This window comes from Azospirillum sp. TSO5 (assembly GCF_003116065.1).
In the GTDB taxonomy this organism is placed as follows: Bacteria; Pseudomonadota; Alphaproteobacteria; order Azospirillales; family Azospirillaceae; genus Azospirillum.
In genome coordinates this window covers 1-11555 of the sequence record NZ_LGQY01000152.1, presented here as the reverse complement: position 1 = coordinate 11555, position 11555 = coordinate 1, and the positions used below count along the sequence as shown (strand labels likewise).

The window sequence follows — 11555 nt, the reverse complement described above, 5'->3', positions numbered from 1 at the left end:
CCGAACCAGGCGAGCAACTGGGTGCAGGTCGGTCCCGACTGCACATGCGTGAAGTCGAGAATCCGCACGCCCTGAAGTGCCTTGCCCATGTATCTCTCCCCCTGCTTTTTTAAAGTCGTGTGGTCGGCCGTCCTTTAGGACGGCATTTTGCGGACCGAACTGGTCGGGTTCAGGCTGCCGATGTTGCCGCTTTCGGTGCCAGCCGCCGGATCGATGACGGCGTTGATCAGGGTCGGACGGCCGCTGTCCATCGCCTCGTTGACCGCGCGGTACAGCTCGTCCGGGTTGGTGACATGGACGCCGACGCCGCCGAAGGCTTCCATCATCTTGTCGTAACGGGAACCGGGGACGAAGACCATCGGCGACGGGTCGGCCCCGCCGGTCGGGTTGGTGTCGGTCCCGCGATAGATGCCGTTGTTGTTGAAGATGACGATGCAGACCGGCAGGTTGTAGCGGCAGATCGTCTCCACCTCCATGCCGGAGAAGCCGAAGGCGCTGTCGCCCTCAACCGCCAGAACCGGCTTGCCGCTCTCCACCGCCGCGGCGACGGCGTAGCCCATGCCGACACCCATGACGCCCCAGGTGCCGACGTCCAGACGCTTGCGCGGCTCGTACATGTCGATGATGCCGCGGGCGAGGTCGAGGGTGTTGGCGCCCTCGTTGACCAGCATGGCGTCCGGCCGCTCCTTGATGATCCGGCGCAGAGCGCCCAGCGCACCGTGGAAGTTCATCGGCGACGCGTTGCTCATCAGCTTCGGCGCCATCTTGGCGACGTTCTGCTCACGCTTGGCGGCGACTGTGGCCATCCACTCGGTCGGCGGTGTCAGGCCGCCGTCGATGCCCTTCAGCAGCACTTCCATGACCGACGCGATGTCGCCGACCAGCGGAGCATGGATTTCGACGTTGCTGTCCATCTCCCTCGGCTCGATGTCGACCTGGATGAACTTCTTGGAGCCGGGCTTGCCCCAGGTCTTGCCCTTGCCGTGCGACAGCAGCCAGTTCAGGCGGGCGCCGACCAGCATGACCACGTCGGCTTCCTGCAGCACCAGCGAGCGGGCGGCACCGGCCGACTGCGGATGGGTGTCGGGCAGCAGGCCCTTGGCCATGCTCATCTGCAGGAACGGGATGCCGCTCTTCTCGACGAAGGCGCGGATCGTCTCGTCGGCCTGGGCGTAAGCGGCGCCCTTGCCGAAGATGACCAGCGGACGCTTGGCGCCCTTCAGCAGGTCGAGCGCGCGGTTCACCGCGTCGGCCGACGGATACTGCGCCGGGGTCGGATCGACCACCTTGACCAGCGACTTGGCGCCTTCGACGGCGTCCATCACCTGCGAGAACAGTTTGGCCGGCAGGTCGAGATAGACGCCGCCCGGACGGCCCGATACGGCGGCGCGGATGGCGCGCGCCACGCCGATGCCGATGTCCTGGGCGTGCAGGATGCGGAAGGCGGCCTTGCACAGCGGCTTGGCGATGGCGAGCTGGTCCATCTCCTCATAGTCGCCCTGCTGCAGGTCGACGACCTCGCGCTCCGAGGAACCGCTAATGAGGATCATCGGGAAGCAGTTGGTGGTGGCGTTCGCCAGCGCGGTCAGGCCGTTCAGGAAGCCCGGCGCCGAAACCGTCATGCAGACGCCCGGCTTCTTGGTCATGAAACCGGCGATCGCGGCGGCGTTGCCGGCATTCTGTTCGTGGCGGAACGAAACGACGCGCATGCCCTCGGCCTGCGCCATGCGCAGCAGGTCGGAGATCGGAATACCGGGGACGACATACAGGTTGTTGATGTCGTTGAGCTTGAGCGCGTCGATGACGAGCTGGAAGCCGTCGGTCAGCGCCGGCGCGTCTTCGACAACAGATGCTTCCGTGGCCTGGTTCTTAGTGATCGTTGCAGCCGCAGTAGACATATGGGTGACTCCTCCCCGAGGCTCCAAAAAGGTTCAAGATCGGTTAGTCGAGGAAGGCGCAATGCCGTTCCACGTACTGTGCGAGACCGAGCGTGTGTTCCCGGACGCGGCGTTCCGCGAGATCGGCATCGCGGGCGGCAAGCGCCTCGATGATTTCCCGATGCTCGTGGACGGACTGGTCGGCACGGTCGCCGAGGCCCATCGTCGCGCGGCGGATCGCACGCATATGGATGAAGAAGCGGTCGGTCAGGTCCGAGATCAGGGTGGAGCCCGAAGCCTGGACGATGCTTTGATGGAAGACGATGTTGGCGTCCGAATACTCGGCGACATGCTCCGCCAACTCGGCTTTCGTGTATTTGTCGAACGCGGCGTGCAGGAGTTCCAGCTTGTCCGTGGTGGCGTTTTCGACGAACAGGCGTGCCGCCATGCCTTCCAGGGCGGCACACACCGTGATCATCTCCACCAGTTCGGCCTTCGTCTTGCGCACCACGAAGATCCCGCGCCGCGGTTGGGAGCGGATGAACCCCTCCTGTTCCAGCAGCGCCATAGCCTCACGCACCGGGGTGCGGCTGACACCCAACGCTTCGCACAGACGGCGTTCGTCCAACCTGATCTCGTTGCTCTGGCCGTAGATGTTCATCTGTGTGATGGCCTGTCGCAGCGATTGGTAGGCCTTGGCCTTGAAGCTCATCCCCTGTTCGAGGGGTTCAACACTGAATCTTTCTCGGTTCATCACGTTTCCGACCCTTTGCGCGCCGACGCCATCGGCGCCGCTTGTTGTCGTGAGCGTTCCTGTGCGAGCGTCCGGGTGATCGCCCTGTGGCGCGTCGTTTTGAATTATCGATACGGTATACCAGATGCCAGACACCCGCAACATCAATTGCGGGCACCTCGAACTATTTCTGCCGCCGACGGAGTTGCGAGCGGTTTTGTTCGATTTTTCTGGCTATTGCGCGGTAATCGCCCTAATTTGGCCATCCTAGGACCGCTCTTCGGGGAAGGAGCCATCGCATGGCCGACACTCAGCATCTGGCCAAGGCCGCGGACGAGCCGTCATCCGGCGCCGCGGAGGAGGCGTCCGACCCGAACTTCATGACCTCTCTGGCCCGTGGCCTGTCGGTGATTCGCGCCTTCACCGAACGCGAGCCGAACCTGACCATCGCCGACATCGCCAAGATCACCGGCCTGCCGCGGGCGGCGGCGCGGCGCTGCCTGCTGACGCTGATGCAGCTGGGCTATGCCGGATCGGACGGCCGCACCTTCCATCTGCGGCCGAAGATCCTGGCGCTGGGTTATTCCTTCCTGTCGTCGGCCCCGCTGGCGACGATCCTCGACCCGCTGATCGAACAGGTCAGCGGGGCGGTGCAGGAATCCTGCTCCGCCGCCGTGCTGGACGAGGATGACGTGGTCTATATCGCCCGCGCGGCGACCAAGCGGATCATGTCGGTCGGGCTGAATGTCGGCAGCCGCCTGCCCGCCTATTGCACCTCGATGGGCCGCGTCCTGCTGGCGGCGCTGGCGGAGTCGGAACTCGACGCCTATCTGGCGCGGGTTCCGCTGAAACCCTACACCGAACGGACCATCACGGCGGCCGACGCGCTGAAGCGCGAGTTGGAGCGGGTGCGGGAGCGCGGCTTCTCTTTGGTGGACCAGGAGCTGGAGCTGGGGCTGCGCTCCATCGCCGTGCCGATCCGCACCGCGTCGGGTGGCGTGGTCGCGGCGATGAACATCAGCGCCCAGGCGGCCCGCGTCACCTGCCCGGAGATGGAGGTGCAGTTCCTGCCGCACCTGCACCGCGCCGCGGAAGAGGCGCGGGTGTTGCTGGTGCGGGCGCGCGGGGTGTGAGGGAGGGCCGCTCTTCTGCGGATGGCGATCCACTCTCGGACATCCTGACGCTGGCGGGCAGCCGCTGCGCCGTGTCCGGCCGGCTGGCGGCCGGCGGGAACTGGGCGTTGCGCTTCCCGCCGCCGGGGATGATCAAGTTCATCGCCATCATGACCGGCAACGTCTGGCTGGCGGTGGACGGCATCGATGAGCCGCGGCACCTCGACACCGGCGATGTGATCATGCTGGCAGCGAACCGACCTTTTCGGCTCGGCAGCGATCTTGACCTGCCGGCGGAGGACGGCGCCAGCGCCTTCGCCGCGGCGGCCGGCGATCCGACGAAGGGGGACCGGGTGACTGTCGGCAACGGCGCGGAGTTCCTGGCGGTCGGCGGGCATGTCACGCTCGATCCGACCCGTGGCCACCTGCTCCGGGATGTGTTGCCGCCGCTGGTCCATGTTCGGTCGGGAGCGCCGGAGGCACCGGCCATGCGCTGGCTGCTCGACCAGCTCGGGACCGAGTTGGGCGGAGAGCGGCCGGGCACCATGCTGGTGTCGGGTCAGTTGGCGCAGATGCTGTTCGTCCAGATCATCCGCGCCCACCTCGCCACATCCGGTCCGCTCGGTCCCGGTTGGGCCGGCGCGTTGCGCGACGTGCGCCTCGCGCCCGCCCTGCGGCTGATACACGGCGATCCCGGCCGCGCTTGGCAACTCGGGGAACTGGCGCGGGCGGTGGGCATGTCGCGGACGACCTTCGCTGTACGCTTCAAGGCGGCGGCCGGGGTCGGGCCGCTCACCTATCTGCTGAACTGGCGCATGCGGCTGGCCGAGCGGGAGCTGTGCTGCGACACGACGCCGGTGTCGGCCATCGCCCTGTCGCTCGGCTACCAGTCGGAAAGCGCATTCAGCAACGCCTTCAAGCGGACCTTCGGGATGGCGCCGAGCCTTTACCGCAACCGGCATGCGGCAACCGGGCTGGTGGCGGAGCGGTCAGGCCTGCGCGGTGGGGCGCACGATGATCTCGTTGATGTCGACATCGGCAGGCTGGTCGATGGCGAAAGCGATGGCACGGGCGACGGCATCCGGCGGAATCCCAAGCGCGTCGCGTGACGCGGCTAGCCGCGCCCGCACCTCCGCACTGGTGATGCCTTCAATGAAGTCGGTGTTGATGAAGCCGGGGGATACGACCGTCACCCGAAGGGTCTCGCCGGCCTCCTGCCGCAGCCCTTCGCAGATGGTCCGGACGGCGACCTTCGTTCCGGCATAGACGGCCATGGTCGGCACCGTGCGGTGCGCGGCGGTCGATGCCGTGGTGACGAAATGGCCGCTTCCCTGGGCGCGGAAGACCGGCAGCGCCGCGGCGATGCCATAGAGCACGCCCTTGATGTTGACGTCCACCATGTCTTCCCAATCCTCGACCCGCAACTCGTCGAGCGGCGAGATCGGACCGATCCCGGCGTTGTTGATCAGGACATCGAGCCGTCCGAACCGCTCGCATGCCAGCCCGACCAGAGCGGTCAGGTCGCCGCGCCGACGGACATCGGTCGGCAGAAAGACCGCTTCGCCGCCGGCCTGTGCGATGCGCTGAGTCAGCGCTTCCAGCCGATCCGCCCGGCGGGCGCCGAGGACGAGCTTCGCGCCGGACGCGGCCAGACGCAGGGCCGTCGCCTCGCCGATGCCGCTGCTTGCACCGGTGATCGCCACGACCTTCGGAGTGGGTGCTGAGCTGTTCATGAGTCGTCTCCGTTGTGGGGACGGAAACGATAGACGCCGGGCGGCAAACGCTGAATGCGCGGGCGTTCGCAAGACTTGCGCGATCGTTCAGGAAATGACGGCGCTCACCGCGCTACAGGATCGTGTCCGGCGAAATCGCCGTCAGCGCCGCTTTGATCTTCGGCACCATGTGATCGGCGAAGGCCCGCACCTTGGCCGGCACCAGCGCGCGGTGGGGATAGAGCACGGCCAGCGTGATCGGTTCCGGCGGGGAATCCGGCAGCACCGGCACCAGGGCACCACTGGCGAGATGCTCTGCCACCTCCCACAGCGGCTTCATGGCGATGCCGCGACCGTCGAGCGCCCAGCCGGTCAGGACGTCGCCATCGTCGGCGTCGAAGCGGCCCGACACCGGCAGCTTCACCGGCTCGCCGCTCTCCAACACGCTCCATTGATATTGCTGGGTGCCGGGAAAGCGCAGAAGCAGGCAGTTATGGGCGGACAGGTCCGCCGGCTTCTGCGGCGTCCCGCGCTCCGACAGATAGGAGGGGGCGGCCACCAGCACACGGCGCACGTCGGCGATCTTGCGCACGACGAAGCTGGAATCCTTCAGCGCCGCCATCCGCACCGCGACATCCACCGCCTCACGCAACAGATCCAGCAAATGGTCGGACAGGCGCAGCCGCACCTCCACCAGCGGGTGGGTGGCGCAGAAGTCCGGCACCAGCGGCGACAGGATACGGCGACCGAAGCCCAGCGGCGCCGTCACCCGCACGCTGCCCGACGGCACGCCGGACCCGGCGGCGATGCTGCTTTGCGCGCGCTCCACCGCCTCCAGCACCTCAAGGCAGCTGTGGTAGAAATCCATCCCGGTCTCGGTCGCTTGCAACTGCCGCGTGGTGCGGTTCAGCAGCCGGACGCCGAGATGGGTTTCCAGCTGCTGGATGCGGTGGCTGACCATGGCCGGCGACATGCGCAGATTCCGTCCGGCCGCCGACAGGCTGCCCAGCTCGACGACGCGGACAAAGATGCGCATGTTTTCAAGCAACGCCATGCTCGCGCGGACTCCCCTCTCGACCATTGGGCCGAACCGGTGGGTTACGGATCGGAAAGGACGCTAGCACGGGCGAAACGGAGAAGGGAATTTGCGCGATGCAGCAATCCGGCCAAAAAGAAAGCCGCCGGAGCGCATCGGCGCCCCGGCGGCTTTCGTCAGACGGAGAGGATCGTCAGACCAGAACGGTCTCGCTCTCGTCCACCGGCAGGTCGAGCGTCTCCTCGAACTCGGTGACGTTGTCGATGTCGGTGCCCATCGAGATGTTGGTCACCCGCTCCAGCACCAGTTCGACGACGACCGGCACCTGATACTCGTCCATCCAGGCCTGGGCCTGGGTGAAGGCGTCCTGGATGCGGTCGGGTTCGGTGACGCGGATCGCCTTGCAGCCCAGCCCTTCGGCCACCGCGACATGGTCGACGCCGTAGACGCCGATCTCCGGCGCGTTGATGTTCTCGAAGGACAGCTGCACCTGGAAGTCCATCTGGAAGGCGCGCTGCGCCTGCCGGATCAGGCCGAGATAGGCGTTGTTCACCAGCACATGGATGTAGGGCAACTTGTGCTGGGCGCCGACCGCCAGTTCCTCGATCATGAACTGGAAATCATAGTCGCCGGACAGTGCGACGATGCGCCGCTTCGGATCGGCCACCCGGACACCCAGCGCCGCCGGCAGGGTCCAGCCCAGCGGGCCGGCTTGGCCGCAGTTGATCCAGTGGCGCGGCTTGTAGACGTGCAGGAACTGCGCGCCGGCGATCTGCGACAGGCCGATGGTGGTGACGTAGGTGGTGTCCTGGCCAAAGGCGCTGTTCATCTCCTGATAGACGCGCTGCGGCTTCATCGGCACCTGATCGAAGTCGCTGCGGCGGTGCATCGACCGCTTGCGGCCCTGGCAGTCCTTGACCCAGGCGCCGAGGTCCTTGAACTTGCCGACGGCCTTCCACTCCTTCGCCACCGCGATGAACATGTCCAGCGCGGCACCGGCGTCAGAGACAATGCCGAGGTCGGGCATGAAGACGCGGCCGATCTGGGTCGGTTCGATGTCGACATGCACGAACTTGCGGCCCTTGGTGTAGACCTCGACCGAGCCGGTGTGACGGTTGGCCCAGCGGTTGCCGATGCCCAGCACGAAGTCGGACTTCAGCATGGTGGCGTTGCCGTAGCGGTGGGCGGTCTGCAGACCGACCATGCCGGCCATCAGCGGATGGTCGTCGGGGATGGTGCCCCAGCCCATCAGCGTCGGGATCACCGGCACGCCCATCAGCTCGGCAAACTCGACCAGCTTTTCCGACGCATCGGCGTTGATGATGCCGCCGCCGGCCACGACCAGCGGACGCTCCGCCGCCGCGAACATCGCCAGCGCCTTTTCGACCTGTTGGCGGGTGGCTGCGGGCTTGTAGACCGGCAGCGGCTCGTAGGCCTCTTCGTCGAACTCGATCTCCGCCATCTGGACGTCGATCGGCAGGTCGATCAGCACCGGGCCGGGCCGGCCGCTGCGCATCAGGTGGAAGGCCTGCTGGAAGACGTAGGGCACCTGCGCCGGCTCCAGCACGGTCAGCGCCCACTTGGTCACCGGCTTGGCGATGTCCGGCACGTTGATGGCCTGGAAATCCTCCTTGTGCAGGCGGGCGCGCGGCGCCTGTCCGGTGATGCACAGGATCGGGATCGAGTCCGCGATCGCCGAATAGAGGCCGGTGATCATATCGGTGCCGGCCGGGCCGGAGGTGCCGATGCACACGCCGATGTTGCCGGCATTGGCCCGCGTATAGCCCTCGGCCATGTGCGAGGCGCCCTCCACATGGCGAGCCAGCACATGGCGCATCGTGCCGCGCCGCTGCATCGCCGCGTAGAAGGGGTTGATCGCGGCGCCGGGGACGCCGAAGCAGACGTCGATGCCCTCCCGCTCCAGCACCCGCACCGCCGCTTCCGCCGCCGTCATTCTCGCCATCGCTCGACTCCTCACCAAACGCGATTGTTCCTGAAGACAGCTAAGCGCGCGGATGGTGGGTACGGCAAATCAACGGGTTGCCTTTTCCACAGGCTGGAAAGCGGCGCGAACGGGGGAGAGGACGTCAGCTGCCGCGATAGGTGGAATAGGCCCAGGGCGAAACCAGCAGCGGCACATGGTAATGCTGGGCGGCGTCTTGGATGCCGAAGCGCAGCGGCACCTCGTCGATGAAGTCCGGTCCGTCGCCGGAGATGACGCCGATGCGGCGGAAATAGTCGCCGGCCATGAACAGCAGTTCATAGCGTCCGGGTCTGAAATCCTCGCCCTGGAGCGCCGGGGCGTCGAGCCGGCCATCGGCGTTCGTTGTGAACTCGCCAAGGACGGTGCCGCTGTCGAGCGCCGTCAAGCGGATGCGCATGCCCGGCGCCGGACGGCCCGCGGCGATGTCGAGGACGTGGGTGGTCAGGCGGCCCATGGGGGTGGTCTCCTTGGGTTTGGTCATCGGCTTCGAATGCCCCCACCCCGACCCTCCCCCGCTTCGCGGGAGAGGGTGCCTTATGCGAAGCGGCGGCAGTCCCCTCCACCGCCGAAGGCGGGGGAGGGTTAGGGAGGGGGCATTCGAAGCCGACGATTGATCAGAACCGCCAACTTAAGCGCATCCACATCGCAATCCCACCCTCCGAAATCCGGAAACTGTCTTCAGCCCCGCGCCCAATCCGCCGATTGAACCCCCTGCCGCCAATGGCTTAGCGTAGTCCCCGCTTCGACCGCAGCGAGCGAGACGACGATGACCGAGACCGCCCAACCCCAGGGCTATCCCCGCGACATGATCGGCTATGGCGCCACCCCGCCGCAGGCCAACTGGCCGGGCGGCGCCCGGGTGGCGGTGCAGTTCGTCATCAATTACGAGGAGGGCGGCGAGAACTGCGTCCTCCACGGCGACGCCGCGTCGGAGGCCTTCCTGTCGGAGATCGTCGGCGCCCAGCCGATTCCCGGCGCCCGCCACATGAACATGGAGTCGATCTACGAATACGGCTCCCGCGCCGGCTTCTGGCGGCTGCACCGGATGTTCACCGAGCGCAACCTGCCGGTCACCGTCTATGGCGTCGCCATGGCGCTGGAGCGCAATCCCGAGGTGGTCGCCGCGATGAAGGCCGCCGGCTGGGAGATCGCCACCCATGGCTGGCGCTGGATCGACTATCAGCATCTGCCGCCCGAGGTGGAGCGCGAGCACATGCTGCGCGCCATCGAGGTCCACGCCCGCGTCACCGGCGAACGCCCGCTCGGCTGGTATCTCGGGCGCTGCAGCCCCAACACCTGGCGGTTGGTCGCGGAGGAAGGCGGCTTCGTCTACAACGCCGATTCCTACGCCGACGACCTGCCCTATTGGGACGACAGCCATGGCCGGCCGCAACTGATCGTGCCCTACACGCTCGACGCCAACGACATGCGCTTCGCGACGAACCAGGGCTTCAACAGCGGCGACCAGTTCTTCGCCTATCTGAAGGACAGCTTCGACACGCTCTATGCGGAGGGGGAGACGGCGCCGAAGATGATGTCGGTCGGCCTGCATTGCCGACTGGTCGGCCGGCCCGGCCGCGCGGCGGCGTTGGCGCGCTTCCTCGACTATGTGCGCAGCCATGACAAGGCGTGGGTGGCGACCCGGCTCGACATCGCCCGCCACTGGATCGCCGAACATCCCTACACCGCGAAGTGAGAGCGCAGATGCCCTACAGCCTGGACGATCTGAACCGGATGGACCGCACCGCCTTCGTCGCGGCGCTGGGTGCGGTGTTCGAGGAGAGCCCCTGGGTGGCCGAGGCCGCCTGGGACAAGCGGCCCTTCGCCGATGCGGACAGCCTGCGTGCGGTGATGACCGACATCGTCCGCAACGCCGGGACGGAGCGGCAACGCGCATTGATCCTCGCCCACCCCGACCTTGCCGACCGCGCCAGCCGCCCCGCTACCCTGACCGCCTTTTCGCAGACCGAACAGGCCAAGGCGGGCTTGAACGAGTTGACGGAGGCGGAGGCGCAGGAACAGCGCGACCTGAACCGCGCCTATCGCGAGCGCTTCGGCTTTCCCTTCATCATGGCGGTGCGCTTCAGCAGCAAGCAGGAGATTCTGGCGGCGATGCGCGAGCGCGTGGCGAACGACCCGGATGTGGAGTTCGGCCGGGCGCTGGAAGAGATTTACAAGATCGCGGGGTTCCGGCTGGACGATCTGGTGGTGGGATAGCGTCGGCTCCGATTGCCCCCTCCCCGACCCTCCCCCGCGTTCCGCGGGAGAGGGTGCCTTCTGCGAAGCGGCGGCAGTCCCCTCCACCGCCAAAGGCGGGGGAGGGTTAGGGAGGGGGCATCGAAGCCGACATTCCCCCATAAAAAGAAGCGCGCCGCCCCAACCGGAGCGGCGCGCTTTTTCCGTAAGAACCCCCGTTACGCTTCCATCGCCTTGACGACCTCTTCGGTGACCTTCTTGGCGTCGCCGAACAGCATCATCGTGTTCGGCCGGAAGAACAGCTCGTTCTCCACACCGGCATACCCCGCCGCCATGCCGCGCTTGATGAAGAACACCGTCTTGGCCTTCTCCACATCCAGGATCGGCATGCCGTAGATGGCGCTCGACGGGTCGGTCTTGGCGGCCGGGTTGGTCACATCATTGGCGCCGATGACGAAGGCCACATCCGCCGTACCGAAGTCACGGTTGATGTCCTCCAGCTCGAACACCTCGTCGTAGGGCACGTTGGCTTCGGCCAGCAACACGTTCATGTGACCGGGCATGCGGCCCGCCACCGGATGGATGGCGTACTTCACGTCCACGCCTTCATGCTTCAGGCTGTCGGCCATCTCGCGCAGGGCATGCTGCGCCTGGGCCACCGCCATGCCATAGCCCGGCACCACGATCACCGACTGGGCATTCTTCATGATGTAGGCGGCATCCTCAGCCGAGCCAGCCTTCACCGAGCCCTGCGGACCCTTGGCCTCACCGCCGGCCACGGCAGCCTCACCGCCGAAGCCGCCGAGGATGACGTTGAAGATCGAACGGTTCATGCCCTTGCACATGATGTAGGACAGGATCGCGCCCGAGGAGCCCACCAGTGCGCCGGTGATGATCAGCAGGTT

At 66.6% G+C, this 11555-nt stretch carries 11 protein-coding genes; 4 read left to right on the top strand and 7 right to left on the bottom strand.

From position 1 onward, the window contains the following. Positions 1 to 134: 134 nt before the first annotated feature. Both oxc and TSO5_RS30250 read right to left on the bottom strand, forming a co-directional pair. Positions 135 to 1898, bottom strand: a complete 1764-nt coding sequence (oxc, locus tag TSO5_RS30255) for an oxalyl-CoA decarboxylase (protein WP_199231064.1) — start codon at positions 1896 to 1898, stop codon at positions 135 to 137. Between the two features lie 43 nt (positions 1899 to 1941). After that, on the bottom strand, positions 1942 to 2775 hold the full coding sequence (locus TSO5_RS30250) for a GntR family transcriptional regulator (RefSeq protein WP_247871039.1): 834 nt from the start codon (positions 2773 to 2775) through the stop codon (positions 1942 to 1944). A 134-nt stretch (positions 2776 to 2909) separates the two neighbouring features. On the opposite strand from TSO5_RS30250, the gene TSO5_RS30245 reads away from it, so the two are divergent. Both TSO5_RS30245 and TSO5_RS30240 read left to right on the top strand, forming a co-directional pair. Further along, positions 2910 to 3743 (top strand): IclR family transcriptional regulator, encoded by an 834-nt coding sequence (locus TSO5_RS30245; RefSeq protein WP_109155079.1) that lies wholly within the window; start codon positions 2910 to 2912, stop codon positions 3741 to 3743. Continuing rightward, on the top strand, positions 3740 to 4831 hold the full coding sequence (locus TSO5_RS30240; protein ID WP_146203871.1) for an AraC family transcriptional regulator: 1092 nt from the start codon (positions 3740 to 3742) through the stop codon (positions 4829 to 4831). Before TSO5_RS30245 ends, TSO5_RS30240 begins: the two co-directional genes overlap by 4 nt. Here TSO5_RS30240 and TSO5_RS30235 read toward each other — a convergent pair. The 4 genes from TSO5_RS30235 to uraH form a co-directional block, all read right to left on the bottom strand. Beyond that, positions 4712 to 5455 carry an SDR family oxidoreductase gene (locus TSO5_RS30235; protein ID WP_109155078.1) on the bottom strand — a complete coding sequence of 248 codons (744 nt, stop codon included), beginning with the start codon at positions 5453 to 5455 and terminating at the stop codon, positions 4712 to 4714. The two genes, TSO5_RS30240 and TSO5_RS30235, sit on opposite strands and share 120 nt — an antisense overlap. A 112-nt stretch (positions 5456 to 5567) precedes the next feature. After that, a complete protein-coding gene (locus TSO5_RS30230; RefSeq protein WP_109155077.1) occupies positions 5568 to 6488 on the bottom strand; it encodes a LysR family transcriptional regulator in 921 nt (306 codons plus the stop codon). Positions 6489 to 6663: 175 nt separating this feature from the next. Continuing rightward, positions 6664 to 8433, bottom strand: a complete 1770-nt coding sequence (gene gcl, locus TSO5_RS30225) for a glyoxylate carboligase (protein WP_109155076.1) — start codon at positions 8431 to 8433, stop codon at positions 6664 to 6666. 124 nt (positions 8434 to 8557) lie between these two features. Beyond that, entirely contained in the window at positions 8558 to 8908 is a 351-nt protein-coding gene (uraH, locus tag TSO5_RS30220) for a hydroxyisourate hydrolase (protein WP_109155081.1), read from the bottom strand. Positions 8909 to 9220: 312 nt separating this feature from the next. On the opposite strand from uraH, the gene puuE reads away from it, so the two are divergent. Both puuE and uraD read left to right on the top strand, forming a co-directional pair. Then, positions 9221 to 10150: an allantoinase PuuE gene (puuE, locus tag TSO5_RS30215; RefSeq protein WP_109155075.1), complete on the top strand. Its 930-nt coding sequence runs from the start codon at positions 9221 to 9223 to the stop codon at positions 10148 to 10150. Between the two features lie 8 nt (positions 10151 to 10158). Then, the gene (uraD, locus tag TSO5_RS30210) at positions 10159 to 10671 is read left to right on the top strand and encodes a 2-oxo-4-hydroxy-4-carboxy-5-ureidoimidazoline decarboxylase (RefSeq protein ID WP_109155074.1); all 513 of its coding nucleotides are present in this window, start codon (positions 10159 to 10161) and stop codon (positions 10669 to 10671) included. A gap of 197 nt (positions 10672 to 10868) precedes the next feature. On the opposite strand, the gene TSO5_RS30205 is transcribed toward uraD, so the two are convergent. Continuing rightward, a partial coding sequence (locus tag TSO5_RS30205; protein ID WP_146203870.1) for an NAD(P)(+) transhydrogenase (Re/Si-specific) subunit beta occupies positions 10869 to 11555 on the bottom strand: 687 nt, incomplete at its 5' end.

What these genes read in the sequence shown, in the direction of transcription:
- oxc (WP_199231064.1), bottom strand. Translation starts at nt 1,898, where the DNA reads ATGTCTACTGCGGCTGCAACGATCACTAAGAACCAGGCCACGGAAGCA.
- TSO5_RS30250 (WP_247871039.1), bottom strand. Translation starts at nt 2,775, where the DNA reads ATGTTGCGGGTGTCTGGCATCTGGTATACCGTATCGATAATTCAAAAC.
- TSO5_RS30245 (WP_109155079.1), top strand. Translation starts at nt 2,910, where the DNA reads ATGGCCGACACTCAGCATCTGGCCAAGGCCGCGGACGAGCCGTCATCC.
- TSO5_RS30235 (WP_109155078.1), bottom strand. Translation starts at nt 5,455, where the DNA reads ATGAACAGCTCAGCACCCACTCCGAAGGTCGTGGCGATCACCGGTGCA.
- TSO5_RS30230 (WP_109155077.1), bottom strand. Translation starts at nt 6,488, where the DNA reads ATGGCGTTGCTTGAAAACATGCGCATCTTTGTCCGCGTCGTCGAGCTG.
- gcl (WP_109155076.1), bottom strand. Translation starts at nt 8,433, where the DNA reads ATGGCGAGAATGACGGCGGCGGAAGCGGCGGTGCGGGTGCTGGAGCGG.
- uraH (WP_109155081.1), bottom strand. Translation starts at nt 8,908, where the DNA reads ATGGGCCGCCTGACCACCCACGTCCTCGACATCGCCGCGGGCCGTCCG.
- puuE (WP_109155075.1), top strand. Translation starts at nt 9,221, where the DNA reads ATGACCGAGACCGCCCAACCCCAGGGCTATCCCCGCGACATGATCGGC.
- uraD (WP_109155074.1), top strand. Translation starts at nt 10,159, where the DNA reads ATGCCCTACAGCCTGGACGATCTGAACCGGATGGACCGCACCGCCTTC.